Origin of the sequence: Streptacidiphilus sp. P02-A3a (assembly GCF_014084105.1) — a bacterium.
Lineage (GTDB): Bacteria > Actinomycetota > Actinomycetes > Streptomycetales > Streptomycetaceae > Streptacidiphilus.
In genome coordinates this window covers 151,251-171,631 of sequence record NZ_CP048289.1, presented here as the reverse complement: position 1 = coordinate 171,631, position 20,381 = coordinate 151,251, and the positions used below count along the sequence as shown (strand labels likewise).

Here is a 20,381-nt window from a genome sequence, read left to right as displayed (position 1 = left end):
GGTCACCGCCGCGGGCCGGGGACGGAGAGCCGATCGTGCTGGGGGCGGCCAGGAACGCCCCCAGCACGACGGCCGTCAGTGAGGTTCGCCTGCGGACCGGTGCGGGCCGCGTGGGTCTCATGACCAGTGTCGCCGCTCTCTGGGTGACCTGTGCGAGGACAACGCCGCCTCCAGATGGAGCACGGGCGAACTCTCGGTCGCCCCGCCGTGCGGCGGGCGCGGCCCGCAGGCCGGGTGCCACCTCGGAGCTCGCACTTGTGTCCATGCGTACCGTAACTATGCCGAGCGTATGTATCCCAACAGCAGGAGATCATTGGACTTCCGCTGAGACTTTCCGGAAGAACATGAACTAACCTGAGGGAGTCCAGTCGGCACCGCGACTCCACCAGTGAGGGCATGTGAACAACTCCCGCATCACCGGCGGCGATCCGGCCCTGCTGCGGCGACTGAACACCCGGGCCGTGCTCGACTCGCTGCGGACCTCGGCGCCGCTGACCGTCACCCAGCTCGGGGCCGCCGCCACGCTCTCCCGGCAGACCGTGGAGGCCGTGCTCGCGGACCTCGCCGCCGAGGGCTGGGTGGACGAGGCCGAACCCGAGCGCGGGATGGGCCGCCCGGCGCGCCGCTACCGCTTCCGGGCCGAGGCCGGGTACGCCCTCGGCGTGGACGTCGGCGTGCACAAGCTGCTCGCGGTGCTCACCGACCTGGACGGCAACGAGCTCGCCGGTCAGCGCACCGACCTGCCCGACGGGCTCAGCGGGGTGGACCGGCTGGCGCTGGTCGAGCAGCACGTCCTCGCCTTCCTCGGCGGCCGACCCGGGGCCCGCGACCGGCTGCGCGCCCTGTGCCTGGGCGTACCGGGCACGGTCGACCACAGCGGGCGGATCACCCGGTCCACCCCGATCCCGGACTGGACCGGCCTGGACCTGGCCGCCCGGGCCGGCCGCTGGGCGGGCTCCCCGGCCGGGCCCCCGGTCCGGGCCCGCGTCGAGAACGACGCCAACCTCGCCGCCGTCGCCGAGCGTTGGCGCGGCAGCGCGCGCTTCAGCGACGACTGCGTGTACATCCTCACCGGCCACCGGACCGGCGCGGGCGTGATCATCGGAGGTCGGCTGCACCGCGGTCGCGGCGGGGCGGCCGGGGAGATCGGCGCCCTGGCCGTGCTCGGCTGGGAGGACCGGATCACCAACGAACTGCGCAGCGCCGACGACGTCGGCCATGTCTTCGCCCGCGCCGCCGAGGGCGACCGGGCCGCGCTCACCCTGGTCGACCACTTCGCCCGCAGTCTGGCCCGGGGCGCGGCGGCGCTGGTGCTCACGGTCAATCCCGACCTGCTGGTCATCGGCGGCGGCTACTCGCGGGCCGGGGAGGTACTGGCCGCGCCGCTGCGCACGCACCTCCGGGAGCTGTGCCTGGATCCGCCCCGGGTCGCGCTGTCCACCCTCGGCGAGGAGTCGGTGGCGCTGGGCGCGGTCCGGCTGGCGCTCGACCGCGCCGAGTCCGAGCTGTTCGGCGTCCCGGCGGAGCTGCCGGGACGGGTCGCGCACTGACCGAAACACACAGTGCCCGCGCCGGGATTCCAGCGCGGGCACCACCGGTTCCACTGACGGGGAACGGCAGGGGACAGCTGTGGTCCGACTGCGGCTCGGCTGCGGCTCGGCTGCGGCTTTCTCACGGACCGACCCGTTCGGCGAATGCGACGGGGCTCGCAATCGTACGGATGAGCGAGAAGTTCGTCAACCAATTATGGTCCGGCAATTGCCACAGAGCGGTCACGCAATGGTTCAGACGGATGACCGCGAGGCCGTTGCCGACTTCCACAGCCGCCAACCCCTCCGCATGGTCTCCACGGCGGCGGACATATCCGTCCGCAGGTACTGCCTCTTCGCACCGGGGCGGCTCGGCCCCTTTTGCCGGCCAGGCCCCGGATTCAGCGGGACGAGGTGCGGACTGGCCTGCGACCCCGCCCGGGCGCTCTGCGTGTGTTCGCAGTGGGGCAGGCGCGGCGTCGGTTCGACGACCCGGTGCCGGGCCAGATGGGCCCGCTCGGAGTCGGTCAGCGGACGGCTCATCCCGGTGCGCTGGTCACGTGCCACGCAGACGGTACGGGCCTCGAAGACGGTAAGACCGCCGCGCCGGGTCTCGGTGCGCACGGTGAAGGAGTTGGTGCCGATCGCGGTCACCCAGATCTGCAGCGGCACCGGCTGGTCCGCGCGGTGGTGCAGCTGGCGCCGGTAGTCGACCTCGTGCCGGGCGATCATGTAGCCGTCCGGTAGGACGTCGTCCGGCTCGCCCTCCCTGATCAGGTCGAAGATCGCCTCTTGGATGTACTGAATGAGCTTGATGTTGTTGACATGTCCGAGAGCGTCCAGATCGCCCCAGCGAGTGGTGCACCAGAACGTGTGGGGAATGGCTGCGGGTTTGCTCATCCCAGGCCCAGCGCCCGCCTGAGCAGGTCCGGCCGGGACGGCAGCCCGCCGCACTCCTCACTCAGTTCCCCGGCGGTACGGATAAGAAATGGCGCGAGCAGCCGGTCCATTTCCCGGCAGAGGGACGAGAGGGCACCCCAGCGCTCCTTCGCCGGTAGCGCCTCGTAATGGTTGCAGGTCTCGGCGATGTTCCGCGAGACAGCACGGCGGCATTCCGCCGCAGCCCCTGAAATGTTGTGATCCATATGTTTGAGTATTACCGGCCAGAACTTCCGGACACGTCTGTGACACGACGTCCGCAGGGGTAATTCCCGAAAGAACTCAGCGCGGCAGGACGTCGGCCAGGTCGTACCGGACCGGCTCGTCGAGTTGAGCGTAGCCGCAGCTCGGCGGCTCGCGGTCGGGACGCCAGCGGCGGAACCGGGCGGTGTGCCGGAAGCGGTCGCCCTGCATGTGGTCGTAGCCGACCTCGCAGACCAGCTCCGGGCGCAGCGGCACCCAGGACAGGTCCTTGCCGCCGCTCCACCTGCTCTGCCCGCCCGGCATCCGGCCGGTCGCCTGGGCCTCCTCGCTCTCCCAGTCGGCCCACGGATGGCCGGCCAGTGTCGGCATCCGCAGCGGGGCCAGCTCCTCGACCAGCTCCGCGCGGCGGCGCATCGGGAACGAGGCGCAGACGCCCACGTGCTGCAACCGCCTGGCCGCGTCGTACAGGCCCAGCAGCAGCGAGCCGACCACCGGCCCGGTCTTGTGCTCGCGGTAGCCCGCCACCACGCAGTCGGCCGTGCGCTCGTGCTTGACCTTCACCATCAGCCGCTGGTCCGGCCGGTACGGGAGGTCCAGCGGCTTGGCCATCACCCCGTCCAGGCCCGCCCCCTCGTACTCGCGGAACCAGCGCTCGGCCAGCTCGCGGTCCAGCGTGGCGGGGGCGATGTGCACCGGCGCGCGGACCCCGGCCAGCGCCTCGACCAGCGCCGCGCGGCGCTCGCGCAACGGGGTGTCCAGCAGTGAGTCGTCCCCGATCGCCAGCAGGTCGAAGACGACCAGCGAGGCCGGGGTCCGCTCGGCGAGCAGCCGGACCCGGGAGTCCGCCGGGTGGATCCGCTCCTGCAGGGCGTCGAAGTCGAGGCGGTCCCCGGAGACCAGCACGATCTCCCCGTCCACCACACAGCGCGGCGGCAGCTGCGCCAGCAGCACCTCGGCCAGCTCCGGGAAGTACCGGGTGAGCGGCTTGCCGCTGCGGCTGCCGATCACCAGCTCCGGGCCGTCGCGGTGGACGATCGCCCGGAAGCCGTCCCACTTGGCCTCGTACTGCATCCCCGGTGGGATGGCCGCCGCCGCCTTCGCCAGCATCGGCTTCACCGGCGGCATCACTGGAAGGTCCATGATCCGATTGTGCGACCGGATCGGGCGGCCCGCCGTCCGACGCGGTTCCACGGCCGTCGGCCCGGGAGGCGGCCGTCGGCCCGGGAGGCGGGGGTCGGCCCGGGAGGCGGGGGTCGGCCCGGGAGGCGGGGGTCGCGGAGCCGGGCTAGCGTGAGGCCATGGCAGACGTGCTGGAGCTGGCCCTCGGCGAGCGCACCGTGCGCGTGACGCATCCGGACAAGGTGGTGTTCCCGGAGCGCGGCTACACCAAGCGCGACCTGGCGCAGTACTTCGTGTCCGTGGGCGAGGGCGCGCTGCGGGCGCTGCGGGACCGGCCGACCACGCTCCAGCGGTACCCCGACGGCGTCGACGGGACCTCGTTCTTCCAGAAGCGGGTGCCGAAGGACCTGCCCGAGTGGATCCCGACAGCCCGGATCACCTTCCCCAGCGGGCGGCCCGCCGACGAGATGTGCCCCAGCGAACTGGGCGCGGTGATCTGGGCGGTGAACCGGGGCTGCCTGACCTTCCACCCCTGGCCGGTCCGCGCCGCCGACACCGACCGCCCGGACGAGCTGCGGATCGACCTCGACCCGCAGCCCGGCACCGACTTCGCCGACGCGGTCCGGGCCGCGCACGAGCTGCGCGCGGTACTGGAGGGCTTCGGTCTGCGCGGCTGGCCGAAGACCTCCGGCGGGCGCGGACTGCACGTCTTCGTCCCGATCGAACCGCGCTGGGACTTCGTCGAGGTACGCCGGGCGACGATCGCCATCGGCCGCGCGCTGGAACGGCGGCTGCCGGAGCGGGTGACCACGGCCTGGTGGAAGGAGGAGCGAGGCGAGCGGATCTTCGTGGACTACAACCAGATGGCCCGCGACCGCACCATGGCCTCCGCCTACTCGATCCGCCCCTTCCCGAACGCGCCGGTCTCCGCGCCGCTGCGCTGGGAGGAGCTGGACTCGGTCCACCCGCGGGACTTCGACCTGCGCACCATGCCCGAGCGCTACGCCCGGCTCGGCGACGTGCACGCGGAGATGGACCAGCACCCGGGCGGCCTGGAACCGGTGCTGGAGCAGGCCGAGCGGGACCAGCGCGACCACGGCCTCGGCGACCTGCCGTACCCGCCGGAGCACCCGAAGATGGCCGGTGAGCCGAAGCGCGTCCAGCCGAGCCGGGCCAAGCACTGAGCGGCGTGCCCGCTCACAGCTGGTCGGCGGTGATCACGGCCAGGCCGTTCCGCCCGGCGATGGCGTTCCAGAGCACGGCCGCGCTCTGCTTGGCCGCGCTGGCCGCGGCGCTGGCCTCGTCGCCCTGGAGCTTCCAGGCGGTGTCGGCCGGGCGGTGTCCCCGGGCACAGGCGGACTCGGAGTCCTGGGCCCACCGGGCGTAGTCCTGGTCGGCGCGCTGCGAGGCCTGCCAACCCTGGTCCAGGTCCGCCACCAGCGCCTGGTGCTGGGGCAGCCGGTCGGTCGACAGCCGCGCCAACTGGCCCACCATGCCGCCGTGCAGGCCCGCCATCCGGTCCAGGTCCGCCGCCGCCTGCCGCAGGTTCTGGCACTGCTCGATGTCGACGACGGCCGCGACCGCCACCGCCCGGTTGTCCGCCGCGCCGTTCAGCAGCGACGACAGGGCCCGCCCCTGCGACAGCTCCGAGGCGCTCGCCCCGGGACCGGACGCCAGTACCGCGACCGCGACCGCCAGCAGCACGCAGCAGCCGACGGCCAGCGCCCACCTCGGCCGCGGCAGCCGCCGCCCGCGCCGCGCGGTCGGCGCCGCCCCGCCGACGGCCTCGCTCGCCGGAGCAGCCGGAGCGGCCGGAGCAGCCGGAGCGGCGACGACGACAGCGACGACGGCCGGGAGGTTCGGCGGCACCGGTTCGGTCGGCTCGACCGGCTCCGGCTGGACCGTCCCGCCGCGCGGCGCGCTCTCCGCGCGGTCGAGCAGGAGCAGCAGCGGCGCGGCGTCGGCGCCCACGGCCTCCGCGAAGCCCAGCAACGCGGCCCGGGTGATCAGGCGCTTGCCGTTCAGCCACCGCTCCCAGGAGGCCCGGCTGTAGTGCGTCGCGGTGGCGATGTCGGCCAGGGAGAGTGCGTCCGCGTCCTTGAGCGCGCGCAGCCGCTCGGTCAGCAGCCTTGCCGGGGGCGGCAGTTCCTCGGGGAGTGGCCGCCACTGCGAACCCATCACACCTCGCACCACATGAGGGAGGACGACCCTGCGGCCGCTTGGCGTGTCTCCGATCCGCCCATCGGCTCGGACGAAGCCGCTGTTCAGGGCTGTGAGACAGCCGCGATTGTCTCACAGCGGCCGAGACCCCTCGAACGTCGCACCGAACCGGGACATGCTTCCGTCAACCCGTAATCGTGCCAGGCCCGTTGCTTCCGCGACCGGCCGAACGCGCCCTCCGAAGGGACTCCCATGCCCGACCGCGCGACTCTCCGCCGCCACGCCCTCGCCGCCCCGGCGGTCGCCGTGCTGCTCGCCCTGGCGGCCTGCTCGCCGAACACCGCTCCCACCGCTCCCACCGCTCCCGGGACGCCGGGCGCCCCGCCCGCCACCGCCACCGCCGCCGCGCCCGCGCCGTCCGCGCCGCCCACACCGTCCGCCAGTACCGGTACCGGGGGCGGGGGTTCGCTCACGGCCGTGTTCTCCGGCCTCGGCGCGCGCCCGGTACTGACCCCCGGCGGCCCGGCGCTGGTCTTCGAGGTCAGCGTCCACAACGGCACCGGGCAGGCGTACCAGGACATCCAGCCGCTGATCTCGATGGGCCACTGCAGCTGCTCGCCGGGCGGCGCGTCGATCATGCCCAGCGGCACCCTGCGGCTGTGGAACACCGGCACCGACGGCTGGCGGACCCTCACCTACGACGCCGAGGGCACCGGCACGGACTTCAGCTACGTCGACCAGATCCCCGGCCTCACCCTGGCCGCCGGGGCCAGCGAGACGTTCACGTACCAGGTGGCGCTGTCCGCCACCACCCACCCGCTGACCAGCGGCAGCGGCACCGTCAACGTCCAGGTCCAGCAGCTCCCCGGGCACACCGCGCTCACCCCGGACGTCTCCACCCCGGTCTACGTCACGCCCTGACCGGGGCCGACACCTAGTCCAACGGCACCTGGACGGTGAGGAGTTCGCCGTCGCCGAGGTGCACCAGGGCGCGACCGGGGGTGATCGGACCGCCGACCGAGCTGCGCGGCAGCCGTACGCCGAGCAGTTCGCCGTTGGTGATCCCCTGCGGCGAGAGCAGCGCGCCGCGCCTGCCCTTCTTGGCGTCCACTTGCCAGCCGCTGAAGCCGCTGCCGATCTCCTCCGCGTCACCGCCGATGACCAGCGCCCTCGCACAGCGCCTGCCGCGGACCGAGGTGGACGCCCTGCTCCAGCTCTTCGCCGTCGGCACCGGCCCGCGGGACACCCCCGGAGCCCCCGCCGCCCAGCAGTCCGCCGCCCAGGTCACCGACCTGCGCCGACTCGGCGCCCCGGCCCTCCAGGCCGGACTCCTCGGCCCGTTCTCGGTCTCCGGCACCGGCACCGGCCTGGGCCGGACCGAACCCGAACGGCTGCCGCAACTCCAGGAGGCCCTGGTGCTCCTGCGCGCACACGACGGCGAGGGACCATCCCCGCGTGCGCGGGGAGCAGGCAGTCGCGCCTCTTCCTTGATGGGCATCCGGGGGACCATCCCCGCGTGCACGGGGAGCAGGCGGGGTCGCTCCAGGGTCCGGCTTCGGCGGCGGGACCATCCCCGCGTGCGCGGGGAGCAGTCCTGGGATGGTGGGGTTGCCGGGGCTGGCCGGGGACCATCCCCGCGTGCGCGGGGAGCAGCACTATCAAGGAGTGTGCGGATGGCGGCGGGGAGGGACCATCCCCGCGTGCGCGGGGAGCAGGCTGATCCAACTTCAACGCAGTCCCCCTGACCGGGACCATCCCCGCGTGCGCGGGGAGCAGGAGTTGGGAGAGGGCGATGCCGATGACGATCGCGGACCATCCCCGCGTGCGCGGGGAGCAGTCTGGGTGACCTGGGGGTTTATTGCGGGAGGGTGCGGATTTTGAGCACTTTCATGAATTCCGACAATCGGGATCAAATATCCTGCATCGGCCATCTCTGGGGCTATTGGCGGCCGAAGCGGCGGCGCTTCGACGCGGCGCTCCAGCCTGGTGGTGGGGTTTGGGCGGTGGTGGGTGGGGTGTCGTTGGGGCGGCGGATGAGGGTGAGGCCTTCGGTGTCGACGGGGTGCCAGGCGTGGTCGTGGGTGAGGAAGGTGTAGCCCTGCTCGGTGTTGGCGGTGTGCACGAGCAGGGCTCGGCCCTGGTTGGCGTAGGTGCGGACTTCGGCCCAGAGGATGTCGCGGATTCGGGCTGAGGGGTTGCCGATGAAGACTCCCGGCGAGATCTCCAGGAGCCAGCGGGTGAGGAAGCCGCGCAGGCCGACCGGGCAGTTGGTGAGCACGATCACGGTCACCAGGTCTCCTCGTAGCCGTAGTTGACGCCGGCGGCCACCTGCACGTCCCGGTCGGACTGGAGCGTGACCCGGTCCCGGTCGTCCGCCCCGGGATCGTCGCCGCCTGCCGGCAGCAGCAGGCTCTTGATGTCGTCGACGATGCGCTTGAGCAGGTCGATTTCGTGGACGCGGTCGCGTAGCGCGCGGCGGGTTCGTGGGCCGATGTCCTCGGGTGACTGCGCGGCGACGTCGAAGGCGACCGGGATGCCGATCTCTGTCTTGTAGAGGTCGGCGATGTCCAGGACGAAGGACAGCTCGTGGCCCGAGTGGACGAATCCGAGCGCGGGTGAGCAGCCCAGGGCGGCGACGACGGCGTGGGCGATGCCGTACATCGCCTGGGCCGCCGCGGTGATGGCCTGGTTCGGCGCGTCGCCGGAGCTGAAGTCGCCGGGTGTGTAGCGGCGGCCCTTCCACTGGACGCCGGTGCGCTGTGACTCGGCGCGGTAGCAGAGCTTGAGGCGACTGCCCTCCCTGCCGAGAAGTTCGTGGCGGGTCAGGCCCGCCGGGTCCTCGTCGGGAAAGCGGAGTCGGTACATCGCGCGGGCCACGTCGAGCCGGGTGCGTCGGTTGGCCCAGCAGACCGCCTGGGCTTCGACCAGCGCGGAGGAGCGGGACAGGGCCCGACCCGCGGCGTAGTAGCGCACCCCGTGCTCGCCGACCCAGACGACCCCGGCACCGGTCTCACCGAGGACGCTCATCGCCTGGTGAGTGATGCGGGTGCCCGGTCCCAGGAGCAGGGTCCCGATGGTCGCCGCCGGGATGTGGGTGGTCCCCTCCGCGTCCTGGGCGGTGATCGCGTTGGCGTCGCGGTGGACCGTACAGCGTTCCAGGTAGACGAAGGAGATCCGGTCCTCAGCGCGGGCGAGTTCACGCGGGGTGCTGGATGGTCTCTGACCGATGGTCATGCGGGCCTACCCGAGGGGTGCGAGGGTCATCAACCCGCAGCCGTAGGCCTTGGCCTTGCCGAGGCCGCTGGTCAGGAGGGAACGCAGGGCGTCCGGGTCGGTGACCTCCAGGCGGCCGTCGTAGGTGACGGCCTTGATGGTGACCCTGCCCTTGGCGCCCTGCTTGCCGAAGTCCATGCCGCGCTGGTCGGTGACGATCACCTGGTGCTCGTCACCGTGGTCGGTGAGCTGCTTGTCCTCGGGTTTCGGCAGCACCTTGAAACCGCCTGCCTCCTGGCGTTGCAACAGCCACTGCACCTGGTGCCTCGGGGTGAGGTGGGCGGTGCGCTTGGTCGGGGCACCGTCAACGTTGCGCACGGAGTGGACCGGGTTGGCGGTCAGCCGAAAGCCCCAGGTGCCGCCCTTGTCGAGGCGGTCCAGGAACGGCGCGTAGTGGAAGGTCTGCCAGCCGGGCGTGCCGGAGGCCGCGGCGGCGGGCCAACCGGCCTGTTCGACCAGGTGGGTCAGGTCAGGACGGAACGGGCCGACGAGGAACAGCAGCACTTCCGCGGATGCGTTGCGGTCGGTCCGCCACAGCACCCGAGGCGCCGGTGCGGCGGTGGGCAGGATCTGCGGGAAGGAGGACATGACGGCGGCGTGCATGCTCTGCGGGGAGGACAGCAGTCGCCGGGCGTCCGACCGGGCGGTGTTGAAACGGAACCGGGTCAGGTACATCAGACGCCCTCCAGCGGGCCGGTCGGGTCGTGCGCGGGAACAGTTGGACGCGGCCGAGTCGGCGGGGGCGTCCGGGCGCACGGGTTGGCGACCGTGACCGTCGAGGTGACCACGGTCCGCAGGGCATGGCGGCGGTGCCGCGGGTCGAAGCTGAGCGGTTGGTCCCGCCAACTGTCGGCGCCTGTCGCCCCAACGGGCACGTCGCCGCCGGGCTCGGACAGGACGCTCAGGCTGACCGTCGCCTCGTCCCGGCGCTTGTGCTGGTACCACTCGGCCGCGCGCCACGGTTCACCCGCCAGCGCCTGGTCGAGCAGGGCGTCGTGCTGGACGGCGGGCTCGACCGGAGGGGAAGGCGGGCACGACCGCCGCCCGAGGTAGGGCAGGTACGCCGGGGCCCTCACCGCTTCGAACAGGTCGGCGATCAGCCCGGGCTCGCCCTGGACAGCGGCGACGAAGACGGCGTCGGCCAGGTAGAACCGCTCCGACAACGGCATGGAGTCGCCGGTGTCCAGGTGGTGCGCGGTCTGGAAGTCCCTGATCCGCCTGCCGGGTTGGTCGACGCGCACCGCGAACCGCAGCACGGCCAGCGCCGACAGGTCCGCTTCGCGGGCCAACCCCTGGGCGGCGGCCAGCAATCCGATGACGCCGCTCTTGGTCGGCGCGGTCTCGGTCGTTCGACGCGTGAAGCGGGCCGAGACGCCCCACGCCTGGAGCGGTCCCGCCAGGCGCAGGGTCAGCACACTGCTCATCCGCGCCGCTCCAGGCGGGCGGCGACGGCCGCGCCGGCCGTCTCGACGAGCCGGGTCAGGCTGGGGACCTCGGTCCCCAGGGCGGAGTCCTTCTCGGTGACCGGTCCGAGGTGCAGAATCCAGGTCTCGGTGGCCTCGTCGCCGTAGGCGCCCTCGACCCTGGGGATGTAGTCCGCCAGCCGGGCCCAGGCCGGCTCCATGTGTCCGCCGAACTCGTCCGCGCGCACCGGCCTCTCGAAGGCGGACACGAAGCTGACCGGGCGGCTGCCGCGGAGCTTGACCACGACCGCGTCCGGCAGGGTGTGGTTGCCGAAGGTGTTGATCTTCCCGGTGGGCAGGGAGCAGACGAACCCGTCCAGGAAGGCCTCGACGGCGCGGCGCACCGGGGTGGCCGGGGACTCGTCCTCGTCCAGGCCCTTGCCGAGGTTGCGCTCCAGCAGGTCGATGTCGAGCGCGGCATAGCGGTAGAGCGTGGCGGAGTTGAAGTCGACGGTGCCGATCATCCCGGCGCCGGGCTCGGCGCCGGAGTTGCGGTCGTCGACGGCGGTGAAGTAGTCCGACTCGGTCTCCACCCGGTGGACGCTCAACGCGTGGGCGACCTGGGCGGCGGCGTCCACGTTGATGTCGGCCGTGTCGGCGACCATGCGGCCGAACAGGGCGATGTCGACCGAGTGCCGGGTGTCGGCGATCTTCTTGGCGCGGGCCTTGTTGTCCTTCCCCTTGCAGAAGGCCTTGATGTCGCCGGCGCCCTGGACGCCGAGTTCGGCCAGGCCGTCGAGCTGGCGGGCGCTGAGGAACAGCAGGTACGAGGATTCAGGCGCCGGATCGGGGTCACCGTTCTTCTTGGCCGCCTCCACCTTGCGCTTGGGCGGTTCGATCTTCGAGCCGGTGGCCGTCCGGAGCACCTCCGCGGCCACTGCCCACGCCTGTGCTCCGGCGATCGACGGGTCGAGCGCGGTGATCCGCTCCGCCAGGAGTTCCGCGACGCGCTTGGTACGCACGCCGAGTTCGCTCGGGTCCAGGCGACCGTTGAAGTACTGGCGGGTCGCCCGCTTCCACGCCTGGCTGGACACCCGAGCGCGGGTCACGCCGCCGTAGACCGCCGACTTGGGGGCACCGGTGTCGTCGCGGTTCAGGTTGCTCGGCGGGACGTTCTGCAGCACGTGCACGTCGAGGATGAGGCGGTCGGTCACGGGATGTCCCTCGGGTCGGTCTCGTCGGTCTCGTCGGTCTCGGAAGAAATCTCGGAAGAAAGGGGCGCAGCCTGGGCGTCGGTCGGGTCGGTGTCGGACGGCGGCCGGTAGGCGTGGAAGGACCGCCCCCAGGAGCGGCGGACCTGGTCGGGCCCGTCGGGGCGCTGCCAGAGGTAGAGCTGGTCGGCGAGCAGCGCGTAGTCCAGGCTGATCTCCGCGCCGCGCAGCAGCACGGTGATCTCACGCAACCGGGCGGCCAGGACGGTCAGGGTGGGAGCGGTCCCGGCGCGCACGAAACGCTTGCGGACCGGCTCCGCGATCTCACCCGGCGGCATCAGCCGCCGCACCGCCGCACCGAGCTCGTTGCCGCCGGGACTGTGCATCCTGCTGCTGCGGGACTGTTGGTGCAGGGACCAGAGCGTGGTGGCCAGATAGACGGCGTTCTCCGCCTCCTCATGACGCAGCACCGGATCCTCATAGAGGTCCTGGGTGTCGACCAGGCCCCACAGATCGGGGATAGCCGCCGGGTCCTTACCCGCGCCCCGCCGCAGCCGCGCGAGGGCCGCGACAGCCGCGGAGCGGTCCTTCAGATAGTCGTACTGGAGATGCTTGATCTCCCTGCCAACGACAGCTCCGACAGGCCCTGGTGCTGTCCGAAGCCGAGTCCGGGGCCGAGCTTCAGGCTGAGCTTCAGGCTGGGCTTCAGGCTGGGCTTGCGTGGTCACGCGGACACCTCCACAGGGTCGGAGCCCGCCCCCGGTCCGCCCCGGGGACCGGGATCGTAGGCGCGCGGCAGGATCTTCTTCAGCCGAGCTCGGAACCACAGATCAGCCGAGGCCGCGTTCAACCAGACCGTGCCCTTGGCCTGGGCAAGGACCCGGCCCTGCCAGGCGGCGTCCCCCGCCGCCGCGACCAGGTCACCGCCGAGTCGGCTGATCTCCCGGCGCACGATCCGCTGCCACTCGGTGCGCAGCGCCTGGGGGTCATCGCCCTCGCCGATCGCACCGAGCCAGATCCGGAACAGGCCGTCCAGGACACCGAATCCGGCATCGCGGGCGGCATCCTTCCCGCTGTCGGACTCACTGCCCGCCGCGCGGGCGAGGTCCGCGGCCAGATCCCCCAGGGTGCGAACGGCGTCCTCCGCGTCGCCCACCGCGTCGATGGCGGTCTGTCCGAGACTACGGTCCGCCTCGCTCAGCAGCAGGACAGCCATCGAGACCGTGTCCTCGGTGATCTCATCGATCACGGACTGCTGTGTGCCGTAGACCGCGCCGTACGTCCGCACGCGGATCGGCGTCCGCTTGGGCAGCAGCCGCTCGTTGCACAGCCGCGACAACCAGTGCACGATCCCCGGCCGCATGAAGCGCGCGGGCTCGCCGCGCGCGGCACTGCCGTCCTCACGCGGCGCGATCAGGGCCGCCAGCCCGCGCCACGCGGCACGCGTGGGGTCGATCTCCCGGGGCATGTAGACCAACTGCTGGGAGAGCTTCTTCTCCTGCGCCTGGCTGCGCCGCCAGGCCGTCATCGGCTCGGTGTCGTACTTGTTCTGCTGAGCGAGCGGGTCACCATAGGTCAGCACGACCCCGAACACGCCATCCTGGTCCGCCAGTAGCCGCAGCCGCCGCGACTGCCAGGTGTACAGGTCACAGACCCCACTCGGGCGCGACTCCAGGTCAGCGGCAGCCCCCGGGGCGCTGGGGGGACGTCGCCAGGCCGGCCTGTCGTCGGTACCGCGAGGCGTGTCCCGGCTGTCGGCCGCGATCAGGTTCAGCAGCAGCGTCTCGCGCAGTGTCCCGCCCTCGGCCAGCACGCCACCCAGGTTCCCAGCCCAGGCGACACCCTGCGGATAGGCCTTTCCGCTCTTCGCCCGGGGATCACCCACGACGCCGGTCTTGATGCCGGAGGTGTCGTACGCGTGGACATGCACCGTCCAACGCGCCGCCTCCGCAAAGGAGATCCGCTCCACGCCCGGGAAGCGGGCGGTGAAGAACGGGTCACCGTTCGGCACGTCGGCGATGATCCGGTTGAGCCCGAACACCTCGTCGTTCGAGGTCCGCAGACCGGCGGTCTGGAAGAACGGCGCCCGCGGGTGCAGCAGGTCGAACCGCTCCCGGTGCTCGTCCAGGTATCCGGCAATGGGCTCGAACGGGGCCTGGTCCTCCCACAGTTCGCCCCAGGCGTCGAGGTCCGCAGGACCGTCGAGCGCGTCGTGGGCGATCGCCAGCAGCAGCCTGACCAGGGCGAAGTCCTGCGTGGGGAGGTCACCGGCCAGCCGCCGAATCCCCCCGGCCCGCGCGAACACCTCCCGCAGGGACAGCGTCTCCTCCCCGCCGTCGAGCAGTTGCACCGGTAACCATGGCCGCCCGGTCAGGTCGAACCCCGACCCGCCCTCGGCAGCCCCCGGCGGTTGTTCACTTCTCACGTACCACCTCAAGTCCGAGTGTGCGGCTGTAGTTGAGAACGAAGCCTGCCAGCCGGGTCTGACAATCGGCGTCGATGGGCAGAATCAGTTCGCCTGCGAGCCAGTAGCTTTCCTTCACCTGCCAGGCCGGGACGTAGAATTGTTCGATTTCTGCGACAACGTGATCGATGATCTTCGGGTGCGAGAGCTGTAGCGGAAGCCGCAGTCCGCACGCGGCGGCAGCCTTGGCAGCCTCAGCCGTCGGCACGGCGTGCTGCGGCAGCGGCAGACCGCCACGGCCCTCCCCGATCCAGCCAACCGTCGCCAGGGAACCGTCGGCAAGCCGCTGGATGACGATGACCTCCAGGCTCTCCTGGCCGTCGCGGACCTGGGCCCGCCCCGCCGGGGTGTCGTCCGCGTCCCCGACGCTGCCCGCCACCCAGCCCACCAGCGAGCGCCCGGCCGCCGAGACCTCCCCGATCCGAAAGGTCCCGGCACGCCGCTCCTGGTCCGCACGGGCACGCTGATGCGCGTCCTGGGCTTCCCCCACCGCCTCGGCCCACGCCTGCGGCACCTGCCCCCCAGCGTCATACGCCTGCCTCACCAGCGCCGGAATGTCCTCCGGCAGCCGCACTACTCGGTTGGCGTCATCTCCCGTGGACGACAGGACGGGCAGGAGAGCGGCGAGCGAGCGCAGCAACGGGTAACGCCCGTACACCCGTTCCGATCCACGAACGGGAGCGGGCGGCTCGACCGCCCAGTCCACGCCGGTCAGCAGGCAGCGTGGAACACGCAACCGCTCCGGCCTGCCCGGGCGCGGGTGCCGGTGCAGCCGACCCATCCGCTGGAGCACCAGGTCGACCGGTGCCAGGTCGGTGACCAGCAGGTCGAAGTCCACGTCCAGGGACTGCTCGGCCACCTGGCTCGCGACCACGATGTGCCGTGCGGGGCGGACCCGGCCCGGCGCGGGCGGTCCGAACAACTCCAGCAGGCGTGCGTCGTTCGCCGCCCGGTCGAGGTCGAGGAAGCGGGCGTGCGCGACGGTGACCTCTGTGCCCTCCCCGAAGCGGTCGCGCAGCGCCTTCGCTGTCTCCAACACCCGGCTCACGGTGTTCCGCACGACCAGAACGCATCCGCCGTCGGCAAGTTCGATCGCCAGCCGGTCCGCGAGCGTACCCAAGTCGTCCGCCAGGCCCTCGACCTGAACGGTGCTGCTGCGGCCGGAGCCACCAGGTGCTTCCTGCACCGGCGGGCACTCGGGCGCCACCGCCGTCAGCAACGGGTACGCGTCCACCCGCGCCAGCACGGCATACTGCTCACCCTCCGCCGACGCCCCCGCGTACGCTGCGGCGAGCTCCCGACGGCGGTCCGGCGGAAGCGTCGCCGACAACACCACGACCGGAACCCCGTAAGCCCCCAACCAGCCCAGCACCCGGTCGAGATAGGAGTTCATGTACGTGTCGTAGGCGTGGGCCTCGTCGATGACAACGACCTTGCCCGCCACCGCCAGATGGCGAAGCGCCAGGTGCCGGCTCTTCAGTCCGGCGAACAGCAACTGGTCGATCGTGCCCACCACGAAGGACGACAGCATCCCCTTCTTGCGCCCGTTCAGCCACTGGTGAGCCACCAGCTCCGCCGGAGCCCGTGGCGCGGTACTTCCAGCGGACGGCAGATCCGCGTCCCCGTCGGCATCGACCGCCACAACGCGCTGCCACGATCTGGCCCTGAGGGCGGCAAAGTCGGTGTTGAGCGCGGACTTGGAATGCGCCAGCAGCACCGACAACCGCGTCCCATCCTGGGCGGGGAGGTGATCCAGCCAGTCCAACAACCGGGGAAACATGGCGTTGCCCGTGGCCATGGTCGGCAAGGCGAAGAAGACCCCACCCGCGCCGCACCGCGCCGCCAACACCTCCGCCGCCGCGAGCGCCGCCTCGGTCTTCCCCTCCCCCATCGGCGCCTCCACGATCAACAGCCCCGGCCTCGGCATCTCCCGGGCCATCCGCACCGCCGCCTCCTGCACCGGCCTCGGACGCGCGCCTGTCGGCAGATCGAAGCGGGCCGCGAACAACTCGGCCGCCGTCCCCACCGGTTCGACCGGACGCCACGGCTCAGGAAGATCCAAGCCACGCCACGCGGCAGCAACCCTCCCCGCACCGGACCGGTCCCCTTCATCTGCCCCCGCATAGGGGAACAGGTCGGTGTTGCTGGCAATCCAGTCAGCCACGATGACCAACGCCGACAACAACACCTGCACGGTCTGTGGCAACTTCACCCGCCGCCAGTCGGCCAACCGCTCACCGGCACCGGAAGCGTCCGCGTTGGCGTCCAGCAACTCCTCCTGGACCTGACGCCACAACCCCTCACTCGCACCGGGCGTACGCAGCATCTCCGGGTGACTGTCGAGAGCATGCACCTGCCCCTCGTCCGGCGGCGCACCATGATGACCACCGATCACCACCGCGAACTGCCCCGTCGCCCGCCACGCCCACCCGTGCCGCTCCTCCAGCCACTCCTGCAACAGCAACTGCCCAGCCAGCCCATGCGGAGCCACCCGCCGATCGGCGCCCATCTCCCGCCGATAGGGCATCGCCAACCCCACCCCACGCATCCGATCAGCCAGAGCGTCCACCTGGCACGCGAACGCCGGAGTCGCCTTCCCGATGTCGTGCACCCCCGCCAACCACACCACCAACCGCCGCCCGTCAGCCTCCCCACCCGGCAACGGCCGCGCCACCAACTCCCGCACATGCCCGGGCAACCAGTGATCCCACAACAACCCAGCCACAGCAGCACTGTCCGCCATGTGCCGCCACAGCGGCAACCAGCCATCGGTACCGAGATCATGCTTCGCCCAGGCACTCCCAGCTGCCCGAGACAGCCCCGCTAATCCACCCATACCTTCACTTTCCACTCCACGACCGACGTGGCCACCCAGGCCCGACCCGATGGCTGCCCCGATCCACATGCCGCGACAGGACAATCACTCACAGTAATGCGGAGTGCTACTCCCCCGCACTGGCGAAGCCCCAGCATCGGAAGGCTCTCAAGGTACGCCCGACTCCCTTCCCGTCACGCGAACTTCCAGAAAACCGAGCCCACCCAGTTCCCCCGTGCCCACGCAGGGCACGCTGCGCCTCTCCCTCAAGCAACAGATCAGCCAACGACCGACGCTCACCCAGCAGTCACAGCACATGCAAGACGCTTCGCCCAGCCCAACATCAGCAAACGGCTGCTACGTACAGCGTGCTCAACGGAATGGCGGAACCGGAGCCAACGTCCTTATCGTGACACCCCGGGGACTCCCCTGGACCAGAGACAGCTAGGCTGCCGAGGACGTACATCACCACCGAGTACTCCCCGGGATGGCAGGAGGGATTGCATGCTCAACGTAGCCACTAGCGTCATCTGTCCCAAATTGCCGGAATCCGCAAAAGTGCTCGGATTCCCTCCCCGACAGCCATAAACCCGCAGCTCAGCAAGCTGCTCCCCGCGCACGCGGGGATGGTCCCTACGCCTGTAGGAGGGCAACATGAGCATGCTTCTGCTCCCCGCGCACGCGGGGATGATCCCCCGATCCCGCGGACCGTATCCAGCCTCGCCTCCTGCTCCCCGCGCACGCGGGGATGGTCCCGACGACGTCATCGAAGGCGACCTCCTCGGCCATGTCGGCAACGGGTGAAATGGGGACCACGGACGGCGTATCAAAAGCGGGCCACTGGGTGATCTCTTGATCATTCTGACTTCATTGGGCTGGAGTCAGGAGGAAGAGAGGGTGATCCACGTGGAGGACTGGGCTGAGATTCGCCGGTTGCACCGGGCTGAGGGGTTGTCGGCCCGGGCGGTGGCCCGGCAGCTGGGGATTTCCAGGGGCACCGTGCTGCGGGCACTGGCCTCGGACCGGCCCCCGCAGTACCAGCGTCCGCTGAAGGGCTCGGCGGTGGACGCGGTCGAGCCCGCAGTCCGCGAGCTGCTCAGGCAGACCCCGACGATACCGGTGACCGTGATTGCGGAGCGGATCGGCTGGGAGCGCGGGCTGACGATCCTGCGTGAGCGGGTGCGTGAGCTGCGGCCGGCCTTCCTGCCGGTGGACCCGGTCTCGCGCACGGTCTACGAGCCCGGTGAGCTCGCGCAGTGCGACTTGTGGTTCCCCGCCGTCGACATCCCGCTGGGCTACGGCCAGTCGGGCCGCCCGCCGGTGCTGGTCATCGTGTCGGGCTACTCGCGGGTGATCACCGCCCGGATGCTGCCGTCGCGGCAGACCGGTGACCTGATCGACGGCCACTGGCGTCTGCTCGCCGACGGCTGGGCAGCGGTGCCCAAGATGCTGGTCTGGGACAACGAGGCCGGTGTCGGCAAGGGCAAGCTGACCAGCGAGTTCGCTGCGTTCGCGGGCCTGCTCGCGGTCAAGGTCCACCTCTGCCGGCCCCGGGACCCGGAAGCGAAAGGCCTGGTGGAGCGCGCGAACGGCTACCTGGAGACGAGCTTCGTGCCCGGCCGCACCTTCACCGGCCCCGACGACTTCAACACCCAGCTGAGCGCGTGGCTGCAGATCGCCAACCGGCGCCGGCACCGCTCCATCGACGCCCGCCCGGTGGACCGCTGGGAGGCCGACCGGGCCGCGATGCTGACCATCCCGCCGGTCACCCCACCGCACTGGTGGCGCTTCCACACCCGCATCGGCCGCGACCACTACATCCGCGTGGACACCAACGACTACTCCGTCCATCCCCGCGCGATCGGCAGGACGGTGATGGTCCGCACCGACAACGAGGAGATCACCGCCATCGCCGGCAACGACGTGGTGGCCCGCCATGCCCGCTGCTGGGCCAGGCACCAGTCGATCACCGACCCCGACCACGCCGCCGCGGCCCACGTCCTGCGCGGCGAGGTCATCCACCAAAAGGCCGCCCGAGCAGCCACCGCCCGCGCCGCGGCCCTGACCCCCGACAGCCTCGGCATCGACGTTGAACAACGCGAACTGGGCACCTACGACCGCATGTTCACCCTCATCGAGGGCGGCGCGGGCAAGGAGGACACCTGATGGCCCACACCACCACGACTACCGCAAACAACACCGGCGACAGGGCGAAAACGAACAGCCAGACCACCCGCACTGGTCGGCAGACCGCCGCCGACCTGGCCTTCCTCTCTCGCGCCATGAAAGCACCCGCCCTGCTGGACGCCGCTGAGCGGCTGGCCGAACGCGCCCAGACAGAGTCCTGGACCCACACCGAGTACCTGGTCGCATGCCTGCAACGCGAGGTCTCCGCCCGCGACTCCCACGGCGGCGAGGGCCGTATCCGCGCCGCCCGTTTCCCCGCCATCAAGACCATCGAGGAGCTCGACGTCACCCATCTGCGCGGCCTGACCCGCCAACAACTCTCCCACCTGGGAACATTGGACTTCATAGCGGCCAAGGAGAACGCCGTATTTCTGGGGCCGCCCGGGACCGGGAAGACACACCTGGCCACCGGCCTCGCGGTCAGGGCCTGCCAGGCGGGCCACCGGGTCGCGTTCGCCACCGCCGCCCAGTGGGTCGACCGCCTCGCCGCCGCCCACCAGGCCGGCCGCCTCCAGGACGAGCTGGTCCGGCTCGGCCGCTACCCGCTGATCGTGATCGACGAGGTCGGCTACATCCCCTTCGAGTCCGAGGCCGCGAACCTGTTCTTCCAGCTCATATCGAACAGATACGAAAGGGCCAGCGTGATCGTCACCAGCAACAAGCCCTTCGGACGCTGGGGAGAGACCTTCGGCGACGAGACCGTCGCCGCCGCCATGATCGACCGACTCGTCCACCACGCCGAGGTCCACTCCCTCAAAGGCGAGTCCTACCGCATGCGAGGCCGCGAACTCGGCCGCACCCCCACCACCGGCAACGACTGAACCCAACGAACGAGACCACACGATGGCCCACGATTGAACCGTTCAGACCGGCCCATTTTCAGCCGTTGCCGACAGGCCACTGCTCCCCGCGCACGCGGGGATGGTCCCTGATCCTCACCCATTCGGCCCGTTAGAGGACCCTGCTCCCCGCGCACGCGGGGATGGTCCCGCGCGCCCGGTCAGCACGTCGTAGCCGATGTGCCAGATCAGCAGGGGCAAGGCGGCCCGCTATCGCGGGCCGCGCGCGCTCCAGACG

The 20,381-nt window shown here is 71.3% G+C and carries 19 protein-coding genes and 1 CRISPR repeat array; of the genes, 5 read left to right on the top strand and 14 right to left on the bottom strand.

Going from position 1 to position 20,381, the window contains the following annotated elements:
* Window positions 1-398 precede the first annotated feature (398 nt).
* Complete coding sequence (locus GXP74_RS00785) at window positions 399-1,550, top strand: ROK family protein (RefSeq protein ID WP_182449493.1); 1,152 nt, start codon at window positions 399-401, stop codon at window positions 1,548-1,550.
* A gap of 234 nt (window positions 1,551-1,784) precedes the next feature.
* Here the strand turns inward: GXP74_RS00785 and GXP74_RS00780 are convergent, their stop codons facing one another.
* The 3 genes from GXP74_RS00780 to GXP74_RS00770 form a co-directional block, all read right to left on the bottom strand.
* The gene (locus GXP74_RS00780; RefSeq protein ID WP_182449492.1) at window positions 1,785-2,429 is read right to left on the bottom strand and encodes a thioesterase family protein; all 645 of its coding nucleotides are present in this window, start codon (window positions 2,427-2,429) and stop codon (window positions 1,785-1,787) included.
* Window positions 2,426-2,674, bottom strand: coding sequence for a hypothetical protein (locus GXP74_RS00775; RefSeq protein ID WP_182449491.1), 249 nt, complete (start codon window positions 2,672-2,674; stop codon window positions 2,426-2,428). Before GXP74_RS00775 ends, GXP74_RS00780 begins: the two co-directional genes overlap by 4 nt.
* A 76-nt stretch (window positions 2,675-2,750) precedes the next feature.
* Window positions 2,751-3,812, bottom strand: a complete 1,062-nt coding sequence (locus GXP74_RS00770) for an ATP-dependent DNA ligase (protein WP_182449490.1) — start codon at window positions 3,810-3,812, stop codon at window positions 2,751-2,753.
* Between the two features lie 158 nt (window positions 3,813-3,970).
* Here GXP74_RS00770 and ligD point away from each other — a divergent pair, with 158 nt between their 5' ends.
* Window positions 3,971-4,975 carry a non-homologous end-joining DNA ligase gene (gene ligD, locus GXP74_RS00765; RefSeq protein WP_182449489.1) on the top strand — a complete coding sequence of 335 codons (1,005 nt, stop codon included), beginning with the start codon at window positions 3,971-3,973 and terminating at the stop codon, window positions 4,973-4,975.
* 13 nt (window positions 4,976-4,988) lie between these two features.
* Here the strand turns inward: ligD and GXP74_RS00760 are convergent, their stop codons facing one another.
* On the bottom strand, window positions 4,989-5,969 hold the full coding sequence (locus tag GXP74_RS00760; protein WP_182449488.1) for a helix-turn-helix transcriptional regulator: 981 nt from the start codon (window positions 5,967-5,969) through the stop codon (window positions 4,989-4,991).
* 234 nt (window positions 5,970-6,203) lie between these two features.
* Between GXP74_RS00760 and GXP74_RS00755 the strand changes: the two genes are divergently transcribed.
* A complete protein-coding gene (locus GXP74_RS00755) occupies window positions 6,204-6,872 on the top strand; it encodes a hypothetical protein (protein ID WP_182449487.1) in 669 nt (222 codons plus the stop codon).
* A 13-nt stretch (window positions 6,873-6,885) separates the two neighbouring features.
* On the opposite strand, the gene GXP74_RS00750 is transcribed toward GXP74_RS00755, so the two are convergent.
* From GXP74_RS00750 to cas3, 10 genes are all read right to left on the bottom strand, one after another.
* Window positions 6,886-7,062 (bottom strand): hypothetical protein, encoded by a 177-nt coding sequence (locus tag GXP74_RS00750; RefSeq protein ID WP_370468356.1) that lies wholly within the window; start codon window positions 7,060-7,062, stop codon window positions 6,886-6,888.
* Between the two features lie 37 nt (window positions 7,063-7,099).
* On the bottom strand, window positions 7,100-7,384 hold the full coding sequence (locus GXP74_RS00745) for a hypothetical protein (protein ID WP_182449485.1): 285 nt from the start codon (window positions 7,382-7,384) through the stop codon (window positions 7,100-7,102).
* Window positions 7,385-7,392: 8 nt separating this feature from the next.
* Window positions 7,393-7,788: direct repeats of the CRISPR family, unit length 29 nt; unit sequence GGGACCATCCCCGCGTGCGCGGGGAGCAG.
* 102 nt (window positions 7,789-7,890) lie between these two features.
* Window positions 7,891-8,241, bottom strand: coding sequence for a type I-E CRISPR-associated endoribonuclease Cas2e (gene cas2e, locus GXP74_RS00740; RefSeq protein WP_182449484.1), 351 nt, complete (start codon window positions 8,239-8,241; stop codon window positions 7,891-7,893).
* Window positions 8,238-9,185, bottom strand: a complete 948-nt coding sequence (gene cas1e / locus GXP74_RS00735) for a type I-E CRISPR-associated endonuclease Cas1e (RefSeq protein ID WP_182449483.1) — start codon at window positions 9,183-9,185, stop codon at window positions 8,238-8,240. Before cas1e ends, cas2e begins: the two co-directional genes overlap by 4 nt.
* A gap of 6 nt (window positions 9,186-9,191) precedes the next feature.
* On the bottom strand, window positions 9,192-9,899 hold the full coding sequence (gene cas6e / locus GXP74_RS00730; RefSeq protein ID WP_182449482.1) for a type I-E CRISPR-associated protein Cas6/Cse3/CasE: 708 nt from the start codon (window positions 9,897-9,899) through the stop codon (window positions 9,192-9,194).
* On the bottom strand, window positions 9,899-10,648 hold the full coding sequence (gene cas5e / locus GXP74_RS00725; protein WP_182449481.1) for a type I-E CRISPR-associated protein Cas5/CasD: 750 nt from the start codon (window positions 10,646-10,648) through the stop codon (window positions 9,899-9,901). Before cas5e ends, cas6e begins: the two co-directional genes overlap by 1 nt.
* Window positions 10,645-11,841, bottom strand: coding sequence for a type I-E CRISPR-associated protein Cas7/Cse4/CasC (cas7e, locus tag GXP74_RS00720; protein WP_182449480.1), 1,197 nt, complete (start codon window positions 11,839-11,841; stop codon window positions 10,645-10,647). Before cas7e ends, cas5e begins: the two co-directional genes overlap by 4 nt.
* Window positions 11,838-12,566: a type I-E CRISPR-associated protein Cse2/CasB gene (gene casB / locus GXP74_RS00715; RefSeq protein ID WP_182449479.1), complete on the bottom strand. Its 729-nt coding sequence runs from the start codon at window positions 12,564-12,566 to the stop codon at window positions 11,838-11,840. The genes cas7e and casB overlap by 4 nt, the downstream gene beginning before the upstream one ends.
* Entirely contained in the window at window positions 12,563-14,188 is a 1,626-nt protein-coding gene (gene casA, locus GXP74_RS00710) for a type I-E CRISPR-associated protein Cse1/CasA (protein ID WP_255528050.1), read from the bottom strand. The genes casB and casA overlap by 4 nt, the downstream gene beginning before the upstream one ends.
* Before the next feature lie 64 nt (window positions 14,189-14,252).
* A complete protein-coding gene (gene cas3, locus GXP74_RS00705) occupies window positions 14,253-17,045 on the bottom strand; it encodes a CRISPR-associated helicase Cas3' (RefSeq protein WP_255528219.1) in 2,793 nt (930 codons plus the stop codon).
* Window positions 17,046-18,014: 969 nt separating this feature from the next.
* Here cas3 and istA point away from each other — a divergent pair.
* Both istA and istB read left to right on the top strand, forming a co-directional pair.
* Window positions 18,015-19,283, top strand: coding sequence for an IS21 family transposase (istA, locus tag GXP74_RS00700; protein ID WP_182449476.1), 1,269 nt, complete (start codon window positions 18,015-18,017; stop codon window positions 19,281-19,283).
* Window positions 19,283-20,125: an IS21-like element helper ATPase IstB gene (istB, locus tag GXP74_RS00695; RefSeq protein WP_182449475.1), complete on the top strand. Its 843-nt coding sequence runs from the start codon at window positions 19,283-19,285 to the stop codon at window positions 20,123-20,125. The genes istA and istB overlap by 1 nt, the downstream gene beginning before the upstream one ends.
* The last annotated feature ends 256 nt before the right edge of the window (window positions 20,126-20,381 follow it).

Excerpts from the sequence above, each read along its gene's own strand:
- GXP74_RS00780 (WP_182449492.1), bottom strand. The coding sequence starts at position 2,429 with ATGAGCAAACCCGCAGCCATTCCCCACACGTTCTGGTGCACCACTCGC.
- GXP74_RS00775 (WP_182449491.1), bottom strand. The coding sequence starts at position 2,674 with ATGGATCACAACATTTCAGGGGCTGCGGCGGAATGCCGCCGTGCTGTC.
- GXP74_RS00770 (WP_182449490.1), bottom strand. The coding sequence starts at position 3,812 with ATGGACCTTCCAGTGATGCCGCCGGTGAAGCCGATGCTGGCGAAGGCG.
- ligD (WP_182449489.1), top strand. The coding sequence starts at position 3,971 with ATGGCAGACGTGCTGGAGCTGGCCCTCGGCGAGCGCACCGTGCGCGTG.
- GXP74_RS00760 (WP_182449488.1), bottom strand. The coding sequence starts at position 5,969 with ATGGGTTCGCAGTGGCGGCCACTCCCCGAGGAACTGCCGCCCCCGGCA.
- GXP74_RS00755 (WP_182449487.1), top strand. The coding sequence starts at position 6,204 with ATGCCCGACCGCGCGACTCTCCGCCGCCACGCCCTCGCCGCCCCGGCG.
- cas1e (WP_182449483.1), bottom strand. The coding sequence starts at position 9,185 with ATGACCATCGGTCAGAGACCATCCAGCACCCCGCGTGAACTCGCCCGC.
- cas6e (WP_182449482.1), bottom strand. The coding sequence starts at position 9,899 with ATGTACCTGACCCGGTTCCGTTTCAACACCGCCCGGTCGGACGCCCGG.
- cas5e (WP_182449481.1), bottom strand. The coding sequence starts at position 10,648 with ATGAGCAGTGTGCTGACCCTGCGCCTGGCGGGACCGCTCCAGGCGTGG.
- cas3 (WP_255528219.1), bottom strand. The coding sequence starts at position 17,045 with ATGGCGGACAGTGCTGCTGTGGCTGGGTTGTTGTGGGATCACTGGTTG.
- istB (WP_182449475.1), top strand. The coding sequence starts at position 19,283 with ATGGCCCACACCACCACGACTACCGCAAACAACACCGGCGACAGGGCG.